25 protein-coding genes and 1 pseudogene are annotated in these 25,828 nt (G+C 42.0%); 10 read left to right on the plus strand and 16 right to left on the minus strand.

Translation table 11 applies throughout. The features are described from left to right. Nucleotides 1-6: 6 nt before the first annotated feature. Nucleotides 7-3,849 (minus strand): ATP-binding protein, encoded by a 3,843-nt coding sequence (locus tag MHN09_RS15870; protein WP_239241394.1) that lies wholly within the window; start codon nucleotides 3,847-3,849, stop codon nucleotides 7-9. A 77-nt stretch (nucleotides 3,850-3,926) separates the two neighbouring features. Between MHN09_RS15870 and MHN09_RS15875 the strand changes: the two genes are divergently transcribed. Beyond that, entirely contained in the window at nucleotides 3,927-4,082 is a 156-nt protein-coding gene (locus MHN09_RS15875; protein WP_239241396.1) for a hypothetical protein, read from the plus strand. A 3-nt stretch (nucleotides 4,083-4,085) separates the two neighbouring features. Here MHN09_RS15875 and MHN09_RS15880 read toward each other — a convergent pair whose 3' ends face one another. Then, a complete protein-coding gene (locus MHN09_RS15880) occupies nucleotides 4,086-4,604 on the minus strand; it encodes an HAD-IA family hydrolase (protein ID WP_239241398.1) in 519 nt (172 codons plus the stop codon). Nucleotides 4,605-4,885: 281 nt separating this feature from the next. On the opposite strand from MHN09_RS15880, the gene MHN09_RS15885 reads away from it, so the two are divergent. Together MHN09_RS15885 and MHN09_RS15890 are read left to right on the plus strand one after the other, a co-directional pair. Next, the gene (locus MHN09_RS15885) at nucleotides 4,886-5,779 is read left to right on the plus strand and encodes a DMT family transporter (RefSeq protein WP_239241400.1); all 894 of its coding nucleotides are present in this window, start codon (nucleotides 4,886-4,888) and stop codon (nucleotides 5,777-5,779) included. A gap of 159 nt (nucleotides 5,780-5,938) precedes the next feature. Continuing rightward, a complete protein-coding gene (locus MHN09_RS15890) occupies nucleotides 5,939-7,738 on the plus strand; it encodes a GGDEF domain-containing protein (protein WP_239241402.1) in 1,800 nt (599 codons plus the stop codon). Nucleotides 7,739-7,809: 71 nt separating this feature from the next. Here MHN09_RS15890 and MHN09_RS15895 read toward each other — a convergent pair whose 3' ends face one another. The 3 genes and pseudogenes from MHN09_RS15895 to MHN09_RS15905 all read right to left on the minus strand — a co-directional run bounded on the left by MHN09_RS15895 (nucleotide 7,810) and on the right by MHN09_RS15905 (nucleotide 8,753). Beyond that, nucleotides 7,810-8,196, minus strand: coding sequence for an alpha,alpha-trehalase (locus MHN09_RS15895; protein WP_239241404.1), 387 nt, complete (start codon nucleotides 8,194-8,196; stop codon nucleotides 7,810-7,812). A gap of 12 nt (nucleotides 8,197-8,208) precedes the next feature. Further along, nucleotides 8,209-8,298: pseudogene (locus MHN09_RS15900) on the minus strand (trehalase family glycosidase); the annotation flags it as partial. Nucleotides 8,299-8,492: 194 nt separating this feature from the next. Next, nucleotides 8,493-8,753: a hypothetical protein gene (locus tag MHN09_RS15905; RefSeq protein WP_014997038.1), complete on the minus strand. Its 261-nt coding sequence runs from the start codon at nucleotides 8,751-8,753 to the stop codon at nucleotides 8,493-8,495. A gap of 609 nt (nucleotides 8,754-9,362) precedes the next feature. Here MHN09_RS15905 and MHN09_RS15910 point away from each other — a divergent pair. Then, nucleotides 9,363-9,491, plus strand: coding sequence for a hypothetical protein (locus tag MHN09_RS15910; protein WP_239220409.1), 129 nt, complete (start codon nucleotides 9,363-9,365; stop codon nucleotides 9,489-9,491). Nucleotides 9,492-9,671: 180 nt separating this feature from the next. Here the strand turns inward: MHN09_RS15910 and MHN09_RS15915 are convergent, their stop codons facing one another. Then, nucleotides 9,672-10,127 (minus strand): hypothetical protein, encoded by a 456-nt coding sequence (locus tag MHN09_RS15915; protein ID WP_239220405.1) that lies wholly within the window; start codon nucleotides 10,125-10,127, stop codon nucleotides 9,672-9,674. A 756-nt stretch (nucleotides 10,128-10,883) separates the two neighbouring features. Between MHN09_RS15915 and MHN09_RS15920 the strand changes: the two genes are divergently transcribed. Further along, the gene (locus MHN09_RS15920) at nucleotides 10,884-12,173 is read left to right on the plus strand and encodes a tyrosine-type recombinase/integrase (protein ID WP_014978046.1); all 1,290 of its coding nucleotides are present in this window, start codon (nucleotides 10,884-10,886) and stop codon (nucleotides 12,171-12,173) included. A 623-nt stretch (nucleotides 12,174-12,796) separates the two neighbouring features. On the opposite strand, the gene MHN09_RS15925 is transcribed toward MHN09_RS15920, so the two are convergent. Next, a complete protein-coding gene (locus tag MHN09_RS15925; protein WP_014978045.1) occupies nucleotides 12,797-13,192 on the minus strand; it encodes an ion channel in 396 nt (131 codons plus the stop codon). A gap of 121 nt (nucleotides 13,193-13,313) precedes the next feature. On the opposite strand from MHN09_RS15925, the gene MHN09_RS15930 reads away from it, so the two are divergent. The 5 genes from MHN09_RS15930 (at nucleotide 13,314) to MHN09_RS15950 (ending at nucleotide 19,287) form a co-directional block, all read left to right on the plus strand. Next, nucleotides 13,314-13,844, plus strand: a complete 531-nt coding sequence (locus MHN09_RS15930) for a DUF305 domain-containing protein (RefSeq protein ID WP_168463280.1) — start codon at nucleotides 13,314-13,316, stop codon at nucleotides 13,842-13,844. After that, entirely contained in the window at nucleotides 13,837-14,568 is a 732-nt protein-coding gene (locus tag MHN09_RS15935; RefSeq protein WP_014978043.1) for a glutaredoxin, read from the plus strand. Before MHN09_RS15930 ends, MHN09_RS15935 begins: the two co-directional genes overlap by 8 nt. Before the next feature lie 665 nt (nucleotides 14,569-15,233). Continuing rightward, on the plus strand, nucleotides 15,234-17,048 hold the full coding sequence (locus MHN09_RS15940) for a copper resistance system multicopper oxidase (protein WP_239241405.1): 1,815 nt from the start codon (nucleotides 15,234-15,236) through the stop codon (nucleotides 17,046-17,048). Between the two features lie 9 nt (nucleotides 17,049-17,057). Then, on the plus strand, nucleotides 17,058-17,804 hold the full coding sequence (locus tag MHN09_RS15945; protein WP_014978041.1) for a copper resistance protein B: 747 nt from the start codon (nucleotides 17,058-17,060) through the stop codon (nucleotides 17,802-17,804). A 157-nt stretch (nucleotides 17,805-17,961) separates the two neighbouring features. Further along, nucleotides 17,962-19,287: an APC family permease gene (locus tag MHN09_RS15950; protein ID WP_012516915.1), complete on the plus strand. Its 1,326-nt coding sequence runs from the start codon at nucleotides 17,962-17,964 to the stop codon at nucleotides 19,285-19,287. A gap of 155 nt (nucleotides 19,288-19,442) precedes the next feature. Here MHN09_RS15950 and MHN09_RS15955 read toward each other — a convergent pair whose 3' ends face one another. From MHN09_RS15955 to MHN09_RS15995, 9 genes are all read right to left on the minus strand, one after another. Next, complete coding sequence (locus MHN09_RS15955; protein ID WP_012516914.1) at nucleotides 19,443-19,598, minus strand: hypothetical protein; 156 nt, start codon at nucleotides 19,596-19,598, stop codon at nucleotides 19,443-19,445. A gap of 101 nt (nucleotides 19,599-19,699) precedes the next feature. After that, nucleotides 19,700-19,945: a DUF5676 family membrane protein gene (locus MHN09_RS21485; RefSeq protein ID WP_012516913.1), complete on the minus strand. Its 246-nt coding sequence runs from the start codon at nucleotides 19,943-19,945 to the stop codon at nucleotides 19,700-19,702. A 99-nt stretch (nucleotides 19,946-20,044) separates the two neighbouring features. After that, a complete protein-coding gene (locus MHN09_RS15965; RefSeq protein ID WP_012516912.1) occupies nucleotides 20,045-20,416 on the minus strand; it encodes a hypothetical protein in 372 nt (123 codons plus the stop codon). 17 nt (nucleotides 20,417-20,433) lie between these two features. Then, complete coding sequence (locus MHN09_RS15970) at nucleotides 20,434-20,844, minus strand: hypothetical protein (protein WP_012516911.1); 411 nt, start codon at nucleotides 20,842-20,844, stop codon at nucleotides 20,434-20,436. After that, the gene (locus MHN09_RS15975) at nucleotides 20,828-21,493 is read right to left on the minus strand and encodes an isoprenylcysteine carboxylmethyltransferase family protein (RefSeq protein ID WP_012516910.1); all 666 of its coding nucleotides are present in this window, start codon (nucleotides 21,491-21,493) and stop codon (nucleotides 20,828-20,830) included. The genes MHN09_RS15970 and MHN09_RS15975 overlap by 17 nt, the downstream gene beginning before the upstream one ends. After that, nucleotides 21,486-21,824 (minus strand): DUF2933 domain-containing protein, encoded by a 339-nt coding sequence (locus MHN09_RS15980; RefSeq protein ID WP_012516909.1) that lies wholly within the window; start codon nucleotides 21,822-21,824, stop codon nucleotides 21,486-21,488. The genes MHN09_RS15975 and MHN09_RS15980 overlap by 8 nt, the downstream gene beginning before the upstream one ends. Before the next feature lie 8 nt (nucleotides 21,825-21,832). Further along, complete coding sequence (locus tag MHN09_RS15985; RefSeq protein ID WP_012516908.1) at nucleotides 21,833-22,186, minus strand: cupredoxin domain-containing protein; 354 nt, start codon at nucleotides 22,184-22,186, stop codon at nucleotides 21,833-21,835. A gap of 11 nt (nucleotides 22,187-22,197) precedes the next feature. Further along, complete coding sequence (locus MHN09_RS15990; RefSeq protein ID WP_239241406.1) at nucleotides 22,198-24,441, minus strand: heavy metal translocating P-type ATPase; 2,244 nt, start codon at nucleotides 24,439-24,441, stop codon at nucleotides 22,198-22,200. A 75-nt stretch (nucleotides 24,442-24,516) separates the two neighbouring features. Beyond that, on the minus strand, nucleotides 24,517-24,951 hold the full coding sequence (locus MHN09_RS15995; RefSeq protein WP_012516906.1) for a MerR family DNA-binding protein: 435 nt from the start codon (nucleotides 24,949-24,951) through the stop codon (nucleotides 24,517-24,519). Between the last annotated feature and the right edge of the window lie 877 nt (nucleotides 24,952-25,828).

Here is a 25,828-nt window from a genome sequence, read left to right on the forward strand (position 1 = left end):
CTACCTTTACGCTACTGTTTTGTTGTATTGCTCCACAAACTTTTTGGGTGGTAAGCTCATAACCTTTTTAAAGGACGTCGAAAAATAAGCTGCGGTGCCGAAGCCAACGTCTAGGCAGGTATCTAGAATGCTATTTCCCTCTAACAGTAACGGAATAGACTTTTCGATCCTGAAGCGTGAAAGAAACTCGCTGAAGTTGTAGTCAAACAACTCTGACATCCGTCGGTTCAAGCTTCTTGGGCTTATCAATAACTGCGAGGCTGCCTGATCTCTATTGAATGACTCATTGTGATAATTCTTTTCCAATACAGCGATAAAATTTAAATAGAACGCCATATCCTTTTCGTTATCAAACTCGGGAATTTTCAGGCATCCGAATTTAAATGCTGGCTCTTCACTTTCCTCTTCTTCTCGTTCTTTTGCTTCTCTGACCGACAGCAAATGCTCAACCCTAAGAGTAATTTCCTCATTAGATGCAGGCTTTGCCAAGAAATAATCCACCTTCTCTTCTAATGCTGATTTTTCTAGTTCAGCCCCTGTTTCAGCGGTTAGCATAAGTATAGGGATGTTGGCATAGCTAGTATTACTGCGAATTGCTTTTGTTAAACTCAGCCCATCCATTTCGTGCATCATTTGATCGGTGATGACTAAATCGACCAAGTAGTGCTGCATGACATCTAACGCCTGAACACCATTTCGCGCAACTAAACAGCGATATTTGCTAGAAAACAAATCAAATAGATAAGAGCGGAACTCTCTGCTGTCATCAACTATTAATAGTGATTTCTTGTTCGATTTGGCATTTGCGGGTGACAATTTTTCAGCATGCGAATTTACATACTCAATATCATCAATGGGTAACGTTACGGTAACTTTAGTTCCAATGCCTTTTTGACTCTCTAACGCAATGTCGCCCTGGTTCAGTTCAACTAAGGTTTTCACCATTGCTAAGCCAACACCATGACCTTCATGCTCACTGCTCCCTTTAGTGAATCGCTCGAATACTTTTTTGTGAAAGTGCTCATCAATTCCTTCTCCGTCATCACTAACGATAACTTTAAGCACTTTACTATCTTGTATAGCTGCTACTTTTATTGTGCCAAGTTCTGGTGTGAACTTAATTGCATTTTGAATTAGATTTGCCAGGATTTTCTCTAAGCTGTCGTTAATGAGCGAAATTTCTTTTTTCCCTTTAATACGTAACTCTAAATTCTGCCGCTTCTGCTTGGCTAATGGCTCTAGCGATAGGACGATAAACTTTATGTTATCTGACGAGTAGGATCTGTAGTAGTCGGCTGCCGCCAAGGCTTTAGGGACATCTTGACTCATTTGATTAATCAACTGTTCGACCCTTTTCATATTGTCCTGAACACATATCAGTTCTTTGCTCGCTGCATGAGCTGTTTTGGATATGCCTTCTAACGATCCATTGATGAGCTGAATTGGGGTGCGAAGTTCGTGGGTGATTTCGTTAATGAAACGCTCTTTGCTGCGAAGCATCTTTTCAAATTTAGAGTGCCCATCGGTTATTTCATAGCGGGTAAGATGGTTGTAGAGTTTAGTAGTTTTGAATTTGTTATATAGCCTGCCTAAAACCCCTATTCTCCACAAACTCAAAACCCCAGCCAATATAAATAAATATATAGTAAAGCCGATATAAGAAGCCCAAATAGGTGGATCTATATCAAAACTAATTGTCAGTTCATTTGTAGTACTTTTATCTGCTGGAACACGGACTCTAAGAGTATGCACACCAACGTTCATATCACTTAATGTTAAATTCATTACAGGTTTATTGTGAGAAACCCAAGCGTCATCATCTAATTTAAATTCAATACTGCTGCTTTCATTGTAGAAATCACTGACGATAAAGTTGAATGTTACTTCCTTAAAGCTACTTTTAAACTTGAAGTCAAAGTCCTCAGGAAAATATGTGATATGTCGTCCTTCTCCATCTCCCCATTGAACATAACTAAGAATAGTAGACATCTCCCCAATTGAATTTGCATTGAGACTCTCAATTAACTTTTCTTCATCCAACAGGTAACTATATTTATCCCCCTTAACTAGCACTTTTTCACCAAGCGCTTCAAGGCTCTTATACTCAAAGTCTGTATCGAAGAGTCCATAACGAATACCCACTTTAGAAGCTGAGTTGCTTATATTGGGCTTAACAAACAGGCCCATGTTAGACGCTACCCAGAGATTTTTCCCTTCGGTAACCATGGCACCTCTAATGAACCTTAGTTTCTCTAGGCCCGCTATCGTGGAAGAGCTAACTTTTCCATTTTTCTTGTTGATTTCTTTTAGTCCAGCACCTGATGTACATACCAAATAGTTTTCTTGGAACTCTATTAAACATTGAAGCCCGAACCAGCCACCTTCTTTAGAGGTAACAGTACGCCAGTTGAATTTGGACAATTGAAAATGAACGTCATCAAATTCATCAATCGCAACGATTTCTCCACCACTCAACAAAGAGCTGAAGACCACTTTTTTAGGGGCTTTAATTGTGTCACGTATGGTGTTGTTAGCGATATAGTAGTAATTGGCATCGAGTCCATCATCAAAGTAGAAATAAAAGGCATTTTTGCCGGCTTCTATATAATGGGAAAACTCGCTATTGCAGAGAACAGAAGGGTCTATTTCATTGAGACGTATAAAAGTTCTTTCCTGCCAAGAGGTACAAAACTCTGCCTTGTCTTTATCCAAATGAGTATTGACTAACTCCCCACTCTTCTCGTTTAACTGAAAGAGACCTTTTTCAGTTCGAACTATAGTTCCGCTTTCATTTATTGATGTCTTTTGAATGTTTTCCCTTACAACGCTCCCATTAAATGACACTAGGTTTGTCACTAGCTTTGTTTTAGGTAATGAAACTAAGCCTAATTGTGAGGAGGCGATAAGGATGGAATTGTAGGGGTCTATAGCTATTTTGGTTACTGACCTTATCGCTTCAGACGTCAATATAGGATTCATGAAAGGGGGAGCCGATAGTTTTTCATCTTCTAGCAGTAAAAGGCGACCGTCGGAAACCCAGATCACCCCATCTTCACCTTTAACCACATCTTGGATGTAGGTGCCACTAATTCCCTCGGTTGGAACGAAGCGCTCGTTACTTCCTAATATGTACACCCCTTGTGGACCGCCGATATATAATTCATCATCAATTACTTTAATAAACGTTGCATTTGATAGTAATGGTAGCTTGCTACTCAATTTAAATTCTTGCAGATTATCTAATGCCCCTTCAATTGAAAGATAGCCCTTATTAGATGCTACATACGCATTGTGATTGTTTGCAAAAAGCGAGTAAGTGCCGTTTAACTTGAAGGATTCTAATTTGGAATTTAGGCTTGTCGATTGCCCTGTAGTTCTATCTACTGCAATGACATCGTCAATGACTGAGAAATATAAATGACTAGATGTCATTGCCATAGTCCAAATAGAACTCGACCATTCACGATCACTAAATACTTGCTGTGAGTTTTTATTTTGTAGATTAACCTTAAAAACACCAACTCCATATTCAACAACCCATAGGTCCGTTCCATTCAGTTGAATATCAGAGATAACCCCTGTGGCGTGAACAGATGTGTTGAACTCTAATTTCTCAGACTCGTGCCCAATAACTTCAAACACCCCGTTTTCTGCTGCTACATATACTACTTTGTTTGAAACCTCTAAGTCTCGAATTACACCTGATGGAATTCCATCAAATGATGTTCTCCCCTCTAAGTTAATACCGATGGCATGGCTCAATTTTGGAAAAACTAAGAAAAAAATTAGAAATATTGGGACACAAGTATAGATTTTCTGTCGATAAGCACAAATTGTCTCAGTAAACATGTCTTACATCCCTGTTTAATTATTATTTTATGTGTGCTCATTCGAGCTTGAGAATCAAAAAACAAAAAGGAAAAAATATGAATATCGAACAAAAAACAAACATGCAAGAGCTTACCGAGGCAGAGTATACTAAAGTATATGCTGGAACTAATCCACCAACGTGGGGAATAGACTTTTACGTGATATTACCAATTGGGCCTATCAAGCCAAAGAAACCAGATGTAAATAGTTAATACCTAAACCAACAACCACTTCATCCCAGCATTCTCGGCGGCTTGCTGGTCATAAATAAAATCGCCTACATACAGGCAGTCTTCAGGTTGAAGCTGCCATGTGTTCGCCACCATCAGTAATGCGGTTGGGTCGGGCTTGGCCGGGGCATCTTCGCGGGTAAGCACGTAGTCGATGGGTATGCCGTTATTAGCTACCTTAATTGCGGTGGCTTGGCGGCAGTTGCGGGTAACTATTGCCATGGGTAGTTTGTGTGCCAGCACCTTTTCCACCATGGCTTTGCCAATGGGTAACCACTTGGCATTTTGCGCGTCATCTAGTTCGTGCTGCAATATAGCGCGGTGTGCATTCGCTTTGGCTTCGGCGCAGCTAAGGGCATTAACAAAGGTAAGTATATCTTCGTTTTGTGGGCAGCCTACGTCGGCGCGCATTTGCGTGAAGTTAAGGCTAGACTCTACCAAGGTGCCGTCTAAATCGAATATTACACCTTTAATACCGGTTAAGTTCATCTGCTCTACGCTCACGCTTTTCTCGTCCTTTTACTTCACTGTTATTCTTAAAGTTCGGTTAACGCCCACTTAATTGAGAACAGCGCCTAACTTACTCACGAATTTTACCGCCACCATAATGCCACGAAAGCCATTAGCCTTCTGTTACGTTTACTTAAGGGTAGAATGCATTTGGTTAAAAACCACTGATGTGATTTAAGTTTACCCTGCCCACACCTTGCATTAGCATAGCCGCTCTTTTTGGCAGGCTACTTATTTTCCCTAGCCTAATTGGGCAAAGTTTTAACAGGTAATTTATGGGTGTTTTTGCTGCGCTAGGTACAGCGCTTTGTTGGGCAATTGCTGCACGTTTATTCCGCGGAACAGGTAATGCGTTTTCGCCGCTTACGATGAACTTTTGGAAGGGGCTTATTTCTATTGCCATTTTGGCAGTGGTTTTAGTAGTGGTTCAGCCAACGGGGCTTAGTACTCATGCTATTTTGTGGCTATTGCTTAGCGGGCTTATTGGTATAGGCATTGGCGATACCTGCTTTTTTAAAGCCTTACAAAGCATTGGCGATAGCCAAGCGGTGCTGGTCGCCGAAACCCTTGCGCCTTTATTCACTGCCCTTTTTGCTATGGCGTTTATTGGCGAATGGATTACCTGGCAGCAGTGGGTTGGCGTTGCAGTAGTACTGTTTTCGGTAGATATGGTTATAAAGGTACGCAAACGCAGCACTACACACGTGTTTGCAACCAGTGGCTATTTGTATGGTGTCGGCGCGGCGTTATGTCAGGCGGTTGGGGCCGTAGTTAGCCGCGACATTTTAAGTGCCGGTGAAATTGACGCGGCCAGCGCTGCGTTCTTGCGATTAGTTGGCGGTATGGTATTTGTGGTGCCATTTATAGCCATAACCAAAACGCGCTACATGCCCGATATTAACTATGAAAGCGACAGTGGAAAACGTGTATGGCCTGCTTTTGTGTTAGCCACGTTACTTGGCACTACTGCTGCTATTTATCTACAAATGTTTGCGTTTGCTTATGCGAAAGCGGCCGTGGTTCAAACCCTTATTGCTACAAGCGCATTAATGTCGCTAGGGGTTGCATGGGTACTTGGTGAACGGGCGACTAAAGCAACTATTGTATGGTCTGCCGTTGCCTTGGTTGGAGTAGCTATATTGGTTAGTTTTGGGTCGCCCACCCATTAGCAATGTAGGGTAAATACCTAACACATGCTTATATAGCCCAACGTTTTAGAGAATAGTAGACGCATTAAGATACAAAAAATACGTAACTTTTAGGTGCTCCGTGTAGTAGTTCTGGGCTCAAATCGATATTATGAAGAAAAAACAAAAACGTTATTTCTCATGTTTCAAAGGTTGTCTTTAACAGTATTCACTTTTTTGAGCGTTGCGCTAGCTTCTTTTGCCGCGTTGGCAAACGACAACATTGATGCCGTTATCGAAAAGGTACGCACGCCTTCGTATGATTGCCCTAATCAGTCTCTACTTCCAGAACTTGAAAACACACTTGCGCTTGAGTCGCTTACATCACAACAACGTTTTGCCTTAACCGTAGCCAAAGGGCAGTTTCTAATTTGCCGTGGCAAGTACGAAGAAGCTGAAACTATGCTGCTTAAAGCCATTATGCAAAGCAATATTGATCAAAGCTCTTATGCATTTGCATCGGCTATTTATCAAATTGGCTTTTCTTATGACGCCAGAGAAAACCCAGCACGCTGTAAGTACTACCAACAAGCCCAAGAACTATCATCGCCCGAGCGCCACAGCGATATCTTTACCAGCTCTTCTTTAGGCCTAATTAACTACTGTTCAGAAACCACTTCACCTGAAATAAGATTGGGTAAGATGTTTGGTGTGCTTAAGCGTTATTCAAACGACGGCAGCCCCGGTGAGTTAGCGCATATTCACAACGCAATTGGTTTACTATATGGCGATTTAGAGCAACATGCCTTAGCAGCAGAGCAATATTTAAAAGCACATGAAATGGGCTTGCTTGTATATGAAGGCAGTAACAAGGTGAGCATTCTTATTAGTGCTATTGTATCGCTGTTAAGTAGCGGCCAAACCGACAAAGCCTACCAAAGCATTCTAGAACTAGGCGTACTCAATAGCGAAATAGACACACCGCTAACCAACTTCTTGTATCAGTATGCACTGTCTATTTACTATAGAAAAACACAAAACTACAACCGACTTACCTACACCCTTCCCGATTTAGAAGAAGCGTCTTCGAACATCTCGAGTTCGTTTGGCGAGCTTCTTGTTAACTGGCACAAAGCTGAGATTTGCTTACATGACAACGATCTCACCTGTATTAAGCAGTATTTATCAGGTATTGAAGCGTTAAATGATGACGCGATACCGCCGGTCTTTCGTTCAAATTTGGATTACCTTAGCTTCAACGTATCCATGTATATCGCACTGCAGGACTTAGCTAAGGCGAAAGAGGCGCACGAGATCTATTCTAAAGAAGTGACTAAGCGCCGTGAAGTTACTCAAGATTCGGCCTTAATTATTGGTGCTGCTAACTTGTATACCCGCATTTATGATTTGGAATCTGCGATTGAACAAGCGGAACAGCAACGAAAGAACACGCTGTATACCGCTATTATTATTTTCCTTCTGGTAAGTGGTATTACTGGCTACGTACTTCGTAGAAAACACCTTGCGCGCAAAGCCATCGATCCCGTTACTCTGCTACTTAATGCGAATTCGGCGATAGCCCGCATTAACAAGCTTGATGCGCCGAAAAAAGGCCGGGCCATTGCCATTGCTATATTCGACATTAGCAACCTGCGTGAAATAACGCGGAAAATGGGGTCAACAAAAGGTGATTTAGTATTACGACAAATTGCACAAACTCTTCAAAATGTTACCCGCGGTAACGATATTTTAGGGCGATTTGGTACCGAGCAATTTATTTTATGTCTGCACAATATTGAAGAACGAAGTGCGCGACAGTTTTTCGATCGCGTACAGAACGCGTTAGACAATACCTTTGAAAACGATGCGACTTCCGACCATATCGTGGTTGAGTCGCAGATGAGCGTATTTATTGCTAACGAGAAAATTACTGGGCTAAACGACATACTCGATGATATTGCCATGTCGATTGATATGGGTAACCGCTCAGGCGACAATTAATATCTACACAACCAAAAACGCGCGGCCCGTTGTTACGGTACCGCGCGTTTTTTGTTTTAACGGAAGCTTGTTTACTGGTTCAGATATGTCTGAAAACGGGTATACACGCCATTGGTCCACCCGAAACCTAGCTGTACGTCGTATTCACCGCCACCTGCTTTTATTTCCGGTTCGCACACATTGTACTTTTCTAACAGCACGCCGCTTGTTGCGAAGTGGTTTTCAATGGTTTTGCAAAAACGCAACATAATAGTTTGTGCCTGCATATCAAACCCGTAATTACGCAACCCTTCAACGGCGAAAAGTTGAAGTGGTGCCCAGCCATTTGGTGCATCCCGCTGTTGCGATGTAGTGTTGGAAGTGGTTACCACTCCGCCTTTTTTTAACAAGATGTTTATTGCCTTAATTCGTGCTGTAGATGCCGCACTGTAGCGCGCTTGCTCGGCACCTTTAGTCACGCTTGCCAGAGTCTATTTAAGCGTTACCAAAAGCGCATTTAAATCTACGGGAATAATTTCAGTTGTACGAATACTTGCCAATGAATTGGGATTAGCTAGCCAGCGCGAACTAAAGTCCCAACCCGATTCGCAAGCCGCACGAACATGCTGGTAAACTGACTTTTGTCAGCGCCTATGTGCTCTGCTGTTTCAATGTCTTCTCGATAAGACTCTGGGCGAGGCGTAGGCTCGGTGTCGAAGTAAAAACAAAGAAGTCTTACCGAAGTAAGACTTTTCTCATGCGAAGTACAAAATGTTTAAACTTTTGCTAGCTCTGGCTGGTTTGGTTTAAAACCTTGAGTGCTACAAGAGTTGCGCTTTGTTTCCAATGCACTTAGTTGACGCTTAAGCCATGACTTCTGAATACCTGACTTAGCCGTATCCATTTCAGTACTTACGCGAGTGATTTCTTTTCCGACGTTAACGCATGCTTTCTTATTCGGTTCAAAACCGCCATTTGCTAAAACAGAAGAAGAAAACATTAATGCCGATAGCGCAATAAGCGTTTGCTGTTTCATAAGAGTCCCCAACTACTCGTTATAATCCCGGGTTAGTGTCATACCGTAAGAATGAGCATATATTTGCTCTAAAATCTGTAAGAAATATAGCAGGCCTTTTATTCTAGTTAGGTACTACAAAACATACTCAGTAATAAAACTTCGCCTACCCTGCTTTTGCTAACGCACATAAGCCATTGTCTTTTAAATTATTATGTCGACAATGATTTACCTTACCATTTCACTTACGTATCGATTTTTATATTTTTTACGCACTAAATAGTGAGCCTATCCATAGTATCGGCTACAGCAACAGCATTCTGTAGCAGCATTACTCACTATTAAGCGTTGCTATTAAAACACCTTAGCTTTGCTGGAACAAGAAAAGTTATAACAAACCTTTTACAGGTTTTAGGACAGAAATTGCATTTTGTAAGTATTTACTCACTACACTTACAAACGACTACCAGCCGAAAGCTTCTCTACCGTTTGCATAACGCTTCTGCCCATATCATCTAAGCTCACTACGCGCTTCGCTGCCCCTTTTTCAATAGCAACTTTGGGCATACCAAAGGCTATAACACAGCTCCGAGTGAGGTATGGGTTATTGGAGACAGTGAGGAGTCAGAAATTAGTGCGGGTAATAGTTTAGGTATGAAAACGGTTCAGATACTTCGACCGGGCGTTAAAAAGTCACCAAAGGCACAATTCCATGTGTCTTCACTTCAAGAGTTTTTAAGTTTGGTACAGATGTCTTAACGCTTGTGTGTTCGTCATCATCAATGACTTGAGGTGTTAATTGGCCTTTCAGCCCCGCTTCATGCTGCTTATTAGTGGAAACTATCTGTTCATTTCGATTTCATCGATAAGCACCACTAGGGGACATTATCATGCCCAAATTCATCTATATCGTGAATCCATTTATTTGAGGCCGGTCAATTACGGATCCAAACTTTCAGCATCAGGCAAAGGTGTGTATTTGTATCCAGTCAATACCCAAACTCTATTCAAATAAGTGTAAGTCCACTCCCTGGTTCCATCAGCTCTAGCCTGTTTGACTGTTTGCTTATTACCTTCTTTCGGTGCTAAATCAGGATTTGGGACACTGTTAAAGGTTTCGAAAGCACTTTCGGTTCCTTTATTGGACTTTACGACACCCGAACAGAAATGTTTCTTACTTATCAAAGTATAAGGTTCGTTAAGGTCGAAAGTGTTAGTGCTAATTGCTTCATACATTGCATCAATCAGTTCAGAACTGAGAGTAGGGTTGCCTTTTTCCTCTACTACTTCAGTACTACAAACCGTTTTTGCTAAGGTAGAACCGGAAAATACAATAGATGAAACCACGAAGAATGTTACATAAGCACCTAATTTAAATACAATTGGCGACTTCACACGTACTCGATGGCTTTTATTCGAAAACAGAAAACTATGAATATACTTAAGCATCGTAATTAAACTCCCTTTTAATTTAAATTGTGAAAGTCCACACTAAAGCCTAGTCGTAACCCATGCAAAACGCATTAAATCAAACCTCGACGATTAAGTGCATCAAATTACTTAGATTAAAAGTCAATAAGTGCACCGCTCGCTAAATTAAGTACCCTTTCGTATGTATTAACGCAGAATTTGGCATAACTGGATGGTTAAAGCACTAGAGAAAGAACTTTTATCAGAATATTTTTTGGAAAAACAGGATTTGATTGAAAATTTGGGACTGGTTGGCCGAAATCAAAAAAGCCCTCGCATTTCTGCAAGGGCCTAAATGATGGTGCCTCGACCCGGGATTGCAACGCGCGGCGCAGCCGCAGGGGCACGTTAGCGTGTGCCTGTGTTTTTCAATCGCCGAGATCAAAAAAGCCCTGCATTTTCATGCAGGGCTTTCTGAATAATGGTGCCTCGACCCGGGATTGTAACGCGCGGCGCAGCCGCAGGGGCACGTTAGCGTGTGCCTGTGTTTTTCAATCGCCGAAATCAAAAAAGCCCTCGCATTTCTGCAAGGGCTTAAATAATGGTGCCTCGACCCGGGATCGAACCAGGGACACGCGGATTTTCAATGCAAATAACCACTCTAAAGCATTGAAAATATGCAACTTTTAATTTCTTTGCAAATTCTTTGCAAAGAGAGCTCTTTTCTGTTTTACTGGCGCTATGGCAAAACAGACTGAAAGACACGACATAAACGACGAGCTGTATATCTTTAAACAAGATAACAGTGAGCGCTGGTATGCGCGATTTATACTAACCAATCACAAAAAATGGCTCTGTAAATCAACTAAGAAGAAAGATAAAGACGAAGCTATCGCCATGGCACATCGAATCTTCTTAGACCACCAAATTAGACACGAAAATAACACACTAGTCCAAAGTAAGCGATTCAAAGACGTAGCTGACCGCGTCATCGAAAAGCTTGAAGAGCAACTAGAACACGGGGGCGGTAAACGCACCTATAAAGACTATATTCGAGCGTTAGAAAACTACCACATCCCCTACTTTTCGCGTACGTTTATCACCTCAATTGACCAAGAAGAAATATCTAAGTTTGATGAGTGGCGTAAGGGACGAATGAAGAAGTCTCCAGCCTCCTCTACATTATTAACTCACAATGCTGCTCTTCAGCTCGTTTTTAAAGAAGCTATTGAGCAAAAATGGATGATCGCCGCTCAAGTACCTGTTCTTTCTTCGAAAGGTGGAACAGGCACACGTCGTGCGGCTTTTTCTGAAGAAGAGTATGATGTTATCCTCAACGAAATATATGAAGGTGAGCAAAACGCTCATAGTGAAAAGACCCGTCAAATTCGTGAGTTACTATACGATTACTGTGAAATAGCAGTTAATACCGGAATTAGGCCCGGCACGGAGATGGAACACCTAACTTGGAAAGATATCGAGATTAAAACTCAAGGTTCAAAAGCTCAATTTTTCATCAATGTCTCTAAGGGTAAAACAACAAAATATACGGGACCGCGTAAAGTAGTTTGCAAACGTGATGTGATAGGAGCCCTAACGAACCTACGAGAACGCTTTCCATTGCGCACACCCAATCAAAAGCTATTTTTGCTAGCAAGTGGCGAGCCCACAAGGCAATTAGGTAAGGCATTTGAGAAAGCTCTTCAAAGTTCCGGATTAAAAGAGTCACCCAGAGGACCTCGAACGCTGTACTCTCTCCGACACACTTACATTACGTGGCAGCTTCTCAACGGAACCAGCATAGACGTAATTACGCGTCAATGTGGAACCAGTACAGAAATGATCGAGCAGCATTACAGTCATGTAAAACCCGAGATGTTTGCAGATGCATTATCTGGAGTTACTTTTGATAAAGAAGAACCAAAAGCATTGTCTAAGAAAACCTTACATAGACGCGCAAAGACCGCAGAGCGCGATGAAAAACGCTTCAAGGAATGGGTAGAAGAGTATAAAAGGCGTGGGTGTATTTAGTCCACCATATAGGAGATAAGGTTACTTTTTTGTCGTTTAACGGTGGCTTCTTCGGTTGCTTTTAAAAATAAAGAATAGTTATTGAAGATATGTAAATTTAATCAATGCGCTCTAAAACCAAACGAAAATCATAACTCAGTAAAAAATTCAATTACTAGTATTGATTCATAATCTTCGAAAGTCTGCAGGAAGAACCTCAAAACCCGCAAAAATGTCCGTAAGAGAAGTAAATAGCACAGCGCAGCTCGTATGTTCATCTGTTTGAACTCAAGCTGTAACTGCTTTTGGAAACTAGAGTTATCAGGGATGAAGGAATTACCGAAGTTGTGCGTATGCTCCTATAGTAATCCCAAATATATCTGCATAAGCGACTCGAATAAAAGCGCCAAGATCATAGCCCAGATTTAAATCAGTTTTGAGATAATAAAGTCAGCTTTCAACCGTGCTTTTGGTTCTGAAACGTTTGCTAAGCTATACCCTCAAACTTCTTTAAGAGAGAAGCAAAGAGTGCTCTATTGTTCGCTTTTTAGTATCTAAAAAGACAATAATTTGCGAAACATTGTTTCATTAAAAACTAGTCCTGACGGGTGAGGTTTACATCTTCTCAGGTTACAGTTTTTACATTACATATGCTTGAACACTTTCGATGCTGAACAGCTTATTAGTAGAAACCCTGTAGCCGATTCAACTCCTGCTATCATTCGTAGATGTCCGTCCGGCTCGATACTTCCAAGACCCAATGTAGTAATCGTAGTTAGTGAAAAGTAAAAAATATCCATGGAAGTGGCAGGTTGCTTAAAATCGCCGAGCTCGAAATAAAGTCCAATTTCATACGCCAGAGTAAAAATGACTGCTAGTAAAAGTTGGCTCGAAATGGCAATAACGACTACCGACAGTGTTTTTATCCAAGCTCCCTTCAATCTCTCGCTGATATTGTCCGCGACTACTGAAATATTAAAAAGATGCAGCCCTACGCAGCTCAACAGCGCAGCTAAAACTATTAATATAGACAAAAACATAATATTTCCTTGTTGGTACAAAACTTGACTAGTTAAGATTGATTGGTTTGTAACCTCTCTCAAGCTTTCTTTTGTTAGAAAGATCTACAAATATTAACTATTTCTTAAGTAAGGATTACATATGAAATACTCTAAGTTCGCTGCAATGATAATAACTTCAACTGTAGCGATGTTTTTAATGATGTACTTAAATACCTACGCTATCTCGCATGTCTGGTTCAGTGAGACAAGGACTTATATGGCACTCTATATGGGGGCAGGCATGGCGATTATAATGTTAGCTTTCATGTTAGGTATGTATAGCAACAAGAAACTCAATACAGCCATTTTTATAATAGCGGCACTTACTTTCGCCTTGTGTATCTATCTTGTTCGTTCACAAAGTACCATTTCAGATACCGCTTACACGAAAGCAATGATTCCTCATCACTCTATAGCTATTTTGACTAGTGAGCGTTCTAACCTTGAAGACGTTCGCGTACGAGAATTAGCAAACGGCATTATTAAAGCTCAGCGAAAGGAAATAAAGGAGATGGAGTGGTTGATAGAGGATATAAATAAGAATGGCAAGGCAACAACTCAGGAACAGGCCGAACAGCGTCCAATTCCTCAATTTGAAGGTAAATTGAATAAAGGAAAGGAAAATGAGTAAGAAAGCTATCCTATATAGAATGGTTACTAAAGAGCACATTTGCCCTTACGGTTTAAGGTCAAAAGACTTACTAGAGCGAGAAGGCTATTTAGTAGAAGACAATCATCTTACTTCACGTAATGACACCGATGATTTCAAGCAAAAGCATGGTGTAGAAACGACGCCTCAAACCTTCATCGAAGAAAAGCGAATTGGTGGATATGATGAGCTTCGTAAATACTTCGGGAAAGGAGAAGCGGGGCAGAACGGAACTACTTATGCACCTGTTATTGCGATTTTTTCTGTGGCAGCTCTGCTATCGTTAGCATTCCAGTTTTTTGTTTCTGAAGACTTCATCTCTATAAGAACACTGGTTCTCTTTATTGCTTTCTCAATGACACTACTTGCAGTTCAAAAATTGAAGGATTTGTATAGTTTTACAAATTCGTTCATAACCTACGATTTGTTGGCAATGAGGTGGCTTCGATATGGTTACATCTACCCATTTCTTGAAGCCTACGCGGGGATAGGAATGGTAGCTCAACTGCCTGCCATAGCTGTTGCGCCATTTTCACTATTTATAGGAACCGTTGGGGCAATTTCTGTCTTTAAAGCAGTATATGTGGATAAACGGGAGCTCAAATGTGCTTGTGTCGGTGGGGACAGTAACGTGCCGTTAGGTTTTGTTTCACTATCAGAAAACATTTTTATGATAGCAGGCGCATTACTCATGTTATCTTTTTAGTTACAAGAGTTGCTTATCGACTAAACTTAATAAAAGTAACTCTATCAGCTTTTAAGATTGAAAAGACTGCTTGTTTAACTACATAGGAAGTTGTTTATCTTAGTTACAAGCAAATGTCATTGATTAAAGTGTCCTTAAGACTTATCTTTTCTAAGGGAATAACGTCGCGTAAAGGTTGAGAGCAAATACAAAGTTATGAGATCTATTATTTTCACACTATGCATTGGATATTTATTGGTACTGTTTACCGTGCCAGTTGATGCGTGTGAAATGAAAATGGATGAACATAGCTCATTAACTAAGGTTTCTCACAAATTCGCAGACGCTCATGAGGAGAAACGTAGCAGTTCACCTAGTTCTAAGCATCAAAGCGCTCACACTGATGGACACCCCTCGCATTCGGGTAAATCAGGTTGCTGCAATGATGGATGTATGTGTATAGCTACCAATTGCTACCACTTTGCAAGTCTTTTTTATGTTCCCATTCGTCAATTTGAAACAACTTTTGCTGAGCAGTATGACATTATCGCTCTAGCTGTTCCCCCCAAAATTTTCACTCCACCTTTTCGTCCCCCGATAGCCTAAGGTACTGACTTAGTTAGTAATACTTTTTAAATGGATGAAATTCCTTCGTCCAGTTAGTATCAATTCAAAGGCTAAAAACTATGAAAAATTCTATCGACAACGGTCGCAGAAGATTTGTGCTCGCTGCCCTGACCTCAAGCGCTGCGGCTGCGTTAACCAACGTTAGTCCTCTATGGGCAGCACCTGTTGGTCGCCATTTTAAAGATCAAGTTTTGACAGGTGATATTAAAAATCTCAATGTGTCAAAAGCGCAATTGCCAATAGGCTCAAATATGGGCTCACCTATAACGATCAATGGTCAAATGCCGGGCCCGTTGATTAGATTGAAAGAAGGACAGAGAGCGCACCTCAATGTAACTAACCACCTAAACCAAGATACTTCAATACACTGGCACGGGATTATTTTACCACCAGATATGGATGGCGTTCCGGGAGTTTCCTTTGCCGGAATAAAACCTGGCGAAACATTTAAATATGCATTCGATGTCGAGCAAAACGGCACCTACTGGTACCACAGTCATTCAGGCCTCCAGGAACAGTTGGGCCATTTAGGACCTCTTGTGATCGACCCCGCAGATGGGGACATTGGGGCTGATAGGGAACATACAATTATTTTAAGCGATTGGACGTTTTCAGACCCCCATGACGTTATGCGAAAACTGAAGGTAGCGGAAGGTTATTACAATTATCAAAAGCGAACTATTTTCGACACGTTAGAAGACGTAAAGAAAAAAGGGTTTGCCGATACATGGGAAGAGCGTGCTATGTGGGGTGCAATGCGTATGAGCCCTCGCGATATAGCTGACGTTACAGGCAGTACATATACATACTTAATGAATGGCCGGACACCACAGGACAACTGGCAGGCCCTGTTTAAAGTAGGCGAAAAAATCCGGTTGAGGATTATAAATGGTTCTGCGATGACTTATTTCGACTTTCGCATCCCAGGGCTTGAAATGACGGTTGTAGCTGCAGATGGTCAGCCTGTTAAACCAGTAAATGTGGATGAATTTCGAATTGCAGTAGCGGAAACTTATGACGTAATCGTTCAGCCAAAAGAGCGAAAAGCTTTTACCTTTTTTGCGGAAAGTTTTGATAGAAGTGGATATGCGCGTGGCACCCTAACCCCGTCAATTGGCCTTACTGCAGAGGTTCCCCCACAGCGAGTTATCACAGAGCGTGGCATGGCGGCGATGGGGATGGACATGTCTGGTATGAAAGGCATGAATATGGATAAGTCCAAGGTCGACAGCTCGGGCATGGCTGCTCCAAAAGGTGAAATGAAAGGAATGGGGCAGCATAGCGCCCATACAATGCATGGCACCCAAATGGAAGGAGAAATGACCCCCTCCAAAAAGCTCCCAGTAGAAAGCATAGACATTGTCCACAGCGAAGACGGGCACGGCGCTGGTGCAGCGATGATTGCTAAAAATCCAAGCTCTAGGTTGGATGAACCTGGGATCGGTTTGGAAGACAGCCCACATCGTGTCCTTGTTTATACAGATTTAGTCGGTGAAAGTCCTTGGCCTGACGAAAGAGAGCCGGAACGTCAAATTGAGCTTCACTTAACGGGCAATATGGAAAGGTACATGTGGTCGTTCGATGGCAAAAAGTTTAGTGAAGTAGACGGATATGTACGTTTCAATTATGGCGAGAGACTACGTCTGATCTTGGTTAATGACACTATGATGGATCACCCTATTCATTTACATGGTATGTGGATGGAACTTGAAAACGGCCAATATCCAAGACCTCGTAAACACACGATCAGCCTCAAGCCTGGAGAGAAGGTCTCGTTACAAATCAGCGCAGATGCCCCCGGTGAGTGGGCGTTTCATTGTCACCTGCTATACCACATGGAAGCAGGTATGTTTCGTGTTGTACAGGTCGCATAGGAGATTAAAATGAAACAGATATTAATAGCAGGCCTAATAACATTAACTTTGAGCGTTGACAATGCTTTGGCTCAATCAAGAGATGACTGGCCATCTCCTATTCCTAATGAATATTTTGGCCAAGTTCTATTTGACCGGCTTGAATATACTCGCACTGATGAGCAGCAAAATATAGCGGTCTGGGACATGCAGGCGTGGTATGGCGGAGATTACCATCGTCTTGTTTTTAAAAGCGAAGGCGAAAATACACAAAACGATGGAATGCCTACTGATCTGGAACGAGCAGAACTGTTGTACGGTTATCTCGTTTCTTCTTTTTGGTCTATACAATTTGGTGTGGGCACAAAGGGAGAGCTGTCATCCGATGCGGATATGGAAAACTATGCGGTGGTCAGTTATCAAGGTCTAGCGCCTTACTGGTTTGAAATGGAAAATTCACTGCGTATTAACGAAGACGGTGACATGCAGTTCATCAATGAAACCGAATATGACTGGCAACTAAGTCAAGTTTCCTATCTGCAACCGCGACTGGAAGTTGTTGCCAACCTCACCGATTCTGAAAAGTATGACCGTCAAAGCGGGTTGAGTAATATTCGTATTGGTTTGCGATATCGGCATGAAATAGTGAGGGAGGTAGCACCTTATGTCGGTGTTTATTACAGCAAAGCTTTGGGAAATACAGCTGATGCATTAAAGGCTGAAGGCAAGTCAACCAGTGAAACTGGTGTAGTGTTAGGTGCAAGGATTTGGTTTTAAACGCCCTACGCTAAAAATGAAATAACTGGTATGCCATTGCCAGTTATTTCTTTCTACACGTCTTCGAATTTGTTTTGTAATGGGCCTGTGTCCTTATATTTGCTGCAGGTTGCTTTTGTTGTTACTCAGGCTCACATGACATAAAGGAGTAACCAATATGAATGAACACGAGCATTCAAACAGGAAAGATTCGTTAAGCCTCTGGGGCGCGGTATCGATGGGAACTGGTGTAATGATAGGTGCTGGTATATTTGCTTTAACCGGGCAAATAGCAGAGCTGGCAGGCACATGGTTTCCTTTTGCGTTTTTAGTTGCAGCGATAATTGCAGGGTTTAGCTCATACAGTTACATCAAAATGGCACAGAAATACCCCTCTGCAGGTGGTATCGCCATGTTTCTGAAAAAAGCCTATGGTAGAGGTCTGCTGACTGGTGCCTGTGCATTGCTAATGTTTTTTTCCATGGTTATCAATGAAAGTTTGGTAGCCCGCACTTTTGGCACTTATGTCCTACAATTGTTTGACTCTCAGGGCGCTGAGTGGCTTATACCAGCGCTTGGCGTGAGTCTTCTTATTGTGGCATTCATTGTTAATATTTTGAGTAATCAATTCATACAGACCCTCTCATTTATTATGGCTTTTATCAAAATAGCAGGACTTGCAGTTTTGGCAATTGGTGGGCTGTGGGCAACCGGTTTGTCGTTTGAGAGCGTTTCAGCTCAACCGCAAGATACCAGCGCAACCGGTTTTCTCGGAGCCGTGGCACTTGGTATTTTGGGATACAAAGGATTCACTACAATCACAAACAGCGGAGGCGAGCTCAAACAACCAGAAAAAAATGTAGGAAGGGCCATAGTCATTTCTATATCCATTTGTGTGGTACTTTATGTTTTTGTCGCAGTTGCAGTAGGAGCAAATTTATCAATTGGCGAAATAATACAGGCAAAAGATTATTCGCTTGCTGAAGCATCTCGACCCGCATTCGGCCAGTATGGTGCTTGGTTTACTATAGCTTTCGCGATTATTGCCACGTCTTCCGGTGTCGTTGCCAGCATCTTCGCTGTTTCAAGAATGCTATCGATGCTTACATCAATGCAACTTGTGCCTCACCGTCATTTTTCATTACCGGGAGATATAAGAAGACATTCCTTAATTTATACGTTAGTCATCGCAATATTTCTTACCATATTCTTCGATTTGAGCCGCATAGCCTCAATCGGTGTAGTTTTTTATATCGTAATGGATATCTTCATCCACTGGGGAGTGTTCAAGCATTTACGAGATGATGTGCAAGCTAAAGCTTGGGTACTAGTCAGTGCAATTATTCTCGATATCATTGTTCTTCTATCTTTTATGTGGGTGAAAGCAAAATCAGATATCTTCATTGTTGGGATTTCTGTGGCTGGACTTCTTATCGTATTCGCGGCTGAGAAATGGTTTCTAAAGCTCCATGCGTATGATGATGATGATAAAAATTATAACTGATGCAAATCATTGAAGCTGTTCATGAACTACATCGACGGAGTAAGACAATATTCAGCGTAGGCAGAGTAGCAGCCTAAAAGGTAAGCGCAGTTGTTATGAATAGGAAAGGAATTAACCGGCATTAGCGTGCCGGTTATTTTTACTCGTGGCACACTTTAACCGCTTTTTTGCTGCTTCAGTGTATTCATTATTTCAGCAAACTCCTGTCCTTTTGACTCAGGTGGCTGGCTACAACCCTGCTTCTCTGTATTGGTTTGACTGGGTAGTTGCATGGCTTGCTGTAAGGCTAATTCTGAATTATTGGTTATCATAATATCTCACCGTTAGTTTAAATTTATGTGGCAGTAGATATCAGCAAATATCGTACCTGTGCTAAAAGGACAAATACTGACTATTTATTTAGCCCTCACTACTACAACTGCCTATTGTAAATACTGGCAATAAGCCAACCCAGTACACCTGCGAACAAAGCCCATAAAGCTCCGCCTATCACTACACCCAATAAAGGCACGTTCCATATCATCCCTTGCCAGTCTGAAAACATTATATTACCAGCCATGGGTGACATCATGTCGGGCATTGTAATAATGAACAAAGAACTAACAACTAACAACACTCTCGAAGCTGAACGATGCGGCGCACGCGAACGCAAATACATTTTCTCGAATTTTCATCTTACGCCTCCTTAAAGTCAGCATCATAATGTAACGACATCGCTCAGCATTGTTGTTGAGTGAGAACGTAGAGCACAATAAGGTTATGTACGCTTCCTGTGAGCGCCCTGCGGCAAGTGGTGGCAACTCCACGGTTTGTGCGTCGCATTGTCTTTTATATTTTGATCTACAAACTGGTAATAACCTTCTTTTGTGTGTGTCCACCAGTCATTGTGAAGATCTGCGCCGTGTTTTCGAATGATCGCTTCAATACCGTCTAAATCGATATGTGTCGCATCATATGCCAGGTGAATAGCCCCTTCTTTGATGTTGTAGCTCACCTCATCAATGCCAAAGAGCTTGTCAATCTCTTCAATTAGGGGCTCGCAATTTGCCTCATAGACATTGCTGAGCCGTAAATTCCGAACGACTAAATTTGCTTCTCTGACACCGACTCTGTGGTCTAAATCACTCATATCTTTCTCCTCGGGTGTTAATTTGAATGTTTCTGAGATTCGGGTGAATGGCTTCCATCCATTTTCGACATCATTACTTCCATCATCTTAAGATGCCTTTCTGCCATATCAACTTGGTTTTGCATGGGTTGCCCTTCCATTTTTTCGTGCATTATATGCATCATTCCCATCATGGATTGCATGTGTTTTTTCATCATTTCACGCTGCTTGCTGGGATTCTTTTCTTCTTTGATAGCGTTAACTTCTTCCTTCATCGACTTTATTTTTGCATTCATCATATGCATATCTTGGCCACGCATAGGCATTCCCGTTTGAATCTCTGGCTTGTCTGAGCCCTTATGCTCATGCTCTTCCATTTGTTGAGCTTGCGATGTTGCAGCCATTACTAATGTGGTTGAAAAAATGATTGATTTAGTGAATTTTTTCATGGCTTTCACCTTTTAATTTAAAGTTGAGGTTTGGGATCCAGCCAGGTGTCGTGTTGATATAGCTCACATACTCATCGCCAAATTCAGCAATAGCCAGAGCTTCTTCACGCTTTGCCAGTTTCACATACACAACAACTAAAACTGGAAACATGACCAGTGTGGGAATGGTCGGCCATTGCAACAAAAAACCGAACATGATCAGTATGAAGGCTAAATATTGAGGGTGGCGACACCGCGCATACCATCCAGTCTTAGCTAAGTGATGGTTCTTCTGAGCGTGGTGCAGCACATTCCATGCTGAGGACAAGATAAAGAATCCTGCAACAATAAATACCATACTGGCGATATGAAATGGGTCCCAGTGGGCGTCGCCTTTAAAACCAAAGAAAGTATGCAACAGATGTCCGTTTTCGTGCGCAAAAAAGTTTACTTCCGGATAGGTTTCAGCAAGCCATCCTGACAAGAAATAAATAGTCAGTGGGAAGCCATACATTTCGGTAAACAGGGCTACAATAAACGCAGAAAATACCCCCAAACTTCGCCAGTCGGTGGAAGATTTTGGCTTTACAAAACTGAATGCAAAAAAGATAAAAATAGCTGAGTTCAGTATCACCATTGACCATAAGCCATAATCATATGTATCATTCATCTTGGTTGTCCTTTTTAAGTGACTCCTTTCGGCCTTCCTCCAACCCCTGAATGTATCCATCACGATAAGCCGCGTTGTTATCACTCAATTCCTGAAAACTTTTCTGCTTATTGTCACTGTCGCGAGAATGTTCGTGGGCGTGTCCGTGTTTACCGTGGCTACTGTGCATGAATATATGCATGAATGGGCACAGCAATAAAATCAAATAGGGAAGAAACTGAAGGACATGATGACCATGTTCGAAAATTAAAAAATAAGTAACGGCAGCGATCATCGCTAATGCTGCCCACCCTGTAGGTGTTGACCAAAATCTGGGGTGACTGTTTTTCATGACTCCTCCTATACCACCGTAAGAACACCGCGATACATCTGCATCTGGCAGTGAAAAGTATGTTCGCCCTGTGGGACGTTTTCGAGGTGAATTGGTGTTACCTCATTAAGCGTTAGCTGCTCACTGATATCTAATGAAGGAATTAGCAGTACTTCGGAACAGGGAGACTCATCTTTGCGCAAAAACTTCAACGTAACAGATTGGTTTGCGTTTACCTGAATAGACGCTGGTGAGTACACGCCATTTTTTACTTCTATGAGTATTTCGTTACTTTCAGTAACTGTCTGATCAGGCTTGTATAACCAAAACCACCAAATAATCAGTGCAATACCCGTAAGTCCCACAATATTAATTATCATCATAAGAAAACTCCTTAGTGGTCCTTTGCCTTGAATAGGCGAAGCCGGTTCGCATTTGATACCACTGTTAACGAAGAAAATGCCATGGCGGCTCCGGCGATAACTGGGCTTAGCAATACTCCGAAAAATGGATAGAGCACGCCCGCCGCAAAAGGTATACCTGCTACGTTGTAGATAAAGGCTCCAAACAAGTTTTGCTTAATGTTGCGCAAGGTGGCTTTACTAACCGCTATAGCATCGGCCAGACCATGCAACGAGCCGCGCATCAGGGTGATATCGGCGCTTTCAATGGCAACGTCCGTTCCTGTACCAATGGCAAAGCCAACATCAGCCGAGGCAAGAGCCGGAGCATCGTTAATTCCATCACCAGTCATACCCACTACTTCTCTCTGCTGCTGTAATTCATGTACTTTGTTGGCCTTATCTTCGGGCAATACTTCAGCAAAAAACTCGCTTATTGCCGCTTTCTTTGCCACTGCAGCAGCAGTTTCTTTGTTGTCCCCCGTTAACATGATGACCCGGATATCATTAGCCTGAAGACGCTTGATGGCAGAAACAGAGTCAGGTTTTATCGGGTCGGCAACCGCTATGATGGCAGCAAGTTGTCCATCTACAGCGAAATACATGGGAGTTTTGGCGTCTTTGGCCAGTGTTTGTGCTTTCTCTGAATAATTACCTATGCCCACCCCTTTTGAAGCCATAAGCTTGCTGTTACCAAACAATAAGGCCTTTCCTTCACAACGGCCTTCAACCCCCATACCGGTAATCGCATTAAACTCTTCGGTTTTCAGCAGCTCAATGCCCTGGTCGTGGGCACTTTCTACTATCGCCATTGCTAATGGGTGCTCTGAACCATTTTCCAGACTAGCTGCCAATTGCAGCACTGTCTTTTCATCACTGAAATTGGCTAAAATTATGTCAGTGACCTTGGGTGTACCTTCCGTAATCGTTCCGGTTTTATCCAGTATCATCACACTGATTTTTGATGCCGTTTGTAGCGCTTCGCCGTTGCGAATTAGCACGCCGGCTTCAGCAGCCTTTCCAACCCCCACCATAACTGACATCGGCGTGGCTAGGCCCAATGCACATGGACAAGCAATGATCAATACAGTGGTGGCCGAAACTATGGCAAATGCCAGTGCGGGCTCAGGCCCAAAGTTCAGCCATGCTAGCGCACTGAGCACAGATATAATCATGACCACAGGAACAAAGTAAGCGGATATCACGTCGGCCAAGCGCCCAATAGGCGGCTTTGAATTTTGTGCGCGTTTAACCATTGCAATGATTTGCGCCAGTGCCGTGTCTTTACCTACTCGAGTTGCTTTAAATAGAAACATTCCTGACTTGTTGAGAGTTCCAGCAACGACTTCATCGTCATGTGATTTTTCAACTGGCATCGGTTCCCCGGTTAGCATTGACTCGTCGATTGACGTATGGCCTTCAACAACCACACCATCAACAGGCACTTTTTCTCCAGGCCTGACTTTGATGACATCGTTAAAAAGCACTTGCTCGATAGCGACCTGGACCTCTTTATTGTCGCGAATAACCGTGGCTGTTTTCGCTTGTAATCCAATTAAACGTTTGATTGCTTCTGAGGTTTTTCCGCGGGCTTTTAGTTCTAAGGCAAGCCCCAGATCAATTAGACCAATGATCATAGCTGTAGCTTCAAAATAAACGTGCCTTGCCATTAACGGCACTGCTTCAGGTACCAACACTACCAACATCGAATAGAACCATGCTGTGCCTGTACCAAGTGCAATGAGTGTATCCATATTGGCAGAATGATTTTTAAAGCTCTTCCACGCACCGATGTAAAAATGCCGGCCGGAAAAGAACATTACACCCAGCGTCAGTAGGCCAACTGCTAGCCACAACAACCTCTCGACATTAGTCTCGACCGTCATTTCGTCGACAACAATGCTATAAGTCATTAGAGGGATACCTAGCGAAAGCGCAATGAAAGTATCTCGCATCAGCTTTTTGTAATAGGTCCTATCCGCTGCTTCTTTTTCATCGACTACATCAGTGTCAGGCTTATCTTCGAAAGGCTTTGCGTTGTAACCAACGGACTCTACTGCTTGAACCAATAATTGAGAATCCGCTGTACCCGATACAAGTACTGTTCTGTCTGCAAAGTTCATTTCGGCATTCTGCACTCCCGGCGTCTGCTTCAAGGCAGCTTCTATTTTTCCAACGCAACTGGCACATCCGGCGCCTTCTATCACTAATTGTCGCTGTGTTACTTCTGCACTCATAGTGCTCTCCTTTTTTCCTATTTTTAGAAGACTTGTTTTTTGACGGACAACAATTTTTCTGAAGAAACACCTGCATTAAGTTCTGTCATTTATGTTTTCCTCCAGGACGGTGTGTTCAAACTCTTCTATTAAATGACAGACCACGTGTGAGGATGGGGCTTTGTCACCCATTGCTCCCCATTTCCTTACTGCCAGCATCATATTTTGCCTGAGTAACAACATTGCCTTAAATTGTCTTTCTGTTTCTGCTAGCCTTCTTGCAATTAAGGTTCTAACTAGGGGACAAGCGGTCTTTCCATTATCTGCTTCTCTGAGAATTTGCTTGATATCTTCAACTGAAAAACCTAAATGCCTTGCACTTAATATAAACCGCAACCTGGAAGCATCTTTCGTTGAATAGAATTTATAACCATTGTCAGATTTTGCCGGCGTTATTAACTGCAAGCGCGTGTAATAGCGAACAGTATCTGGCGTTGTAGCCAAGGCGCTTGCGATCTCTCTTACTTTCATAGTTGTTCCGATGTCTTTAACCTAAAATTTTACTTATACCTAAAGGCTAAACCTGTTTGTGGGACGCGAGTCAATAGGCATGTAACTCGTGAAACTTTCGGTTCTAAGATGTAATGCGTTTGTAAGTGAGGCGGATAATACTTGCTGTTCGTTTACTGATAGCAAACAGTGTCTTAATGTATATTAATTAAGCAGTTGATCGTCTAAGACATTCTTTGATTGCAATTGATTAGTAAAGAAAACTTAGAGAAAAGCCTCACTGAGTTTATGTGTAGCTCTTAATCGGAGGGTGGAAGGGAGGAGAGTGTATACCAATTAAAGGGGTAATATTTATATCTGAAAATGAGCTTTGCTTAATGTTTTCACTTATCAGAATTTCAATATTTGAAAGTATACAAAATTGGGTTAAAGAAGTTGCACAGTAAGCACCTATACAGCACGCGCATATCGATTGATCATTTCCTTCGCAGTGCTGTACATCCTGGTTCTTTTCTGAATGAAGTGTGTGATTATTTAAAGTAGTATGTTCTACGCTTGATAAGGAATCATTTGAGGACATATGAGATTCTGATGTGTCGTGACCATCACATTTAATTGGGTTCGTCATAGCAAAGCCGTGCTGTGAAAGCAGCGCAGCTATTAGTACTAATTTAAACCACTTATAAATGCCTGACACAAATAAACTCCATCAGTGAGTAAGGGAATAGTAGCGGTATTCCGTTATTCTTACTTTGACGTAGATCAACACAACACAAAAAAGTGCTTAGCACCTTTAAACATTAAAGCCGTAATCAACTAGTTTAGTACTCTTGATTCATATAGCCTTAAACTACGCTTAGAAAGTACAACATAGCCATCATTTATAGCAATGCTTTTA

Origin of the sequence: Alteromonas sp. MmMcT2-5, assembly GCF_022348315.1 — a bacterium.
Taxonomy (GTDB): Bacteria; Pseudomonadota; Gammaproteobacteria; order Enterobacterales; family Alteromonadaceae; genus Alteromonas; species Alteromonas macleodii.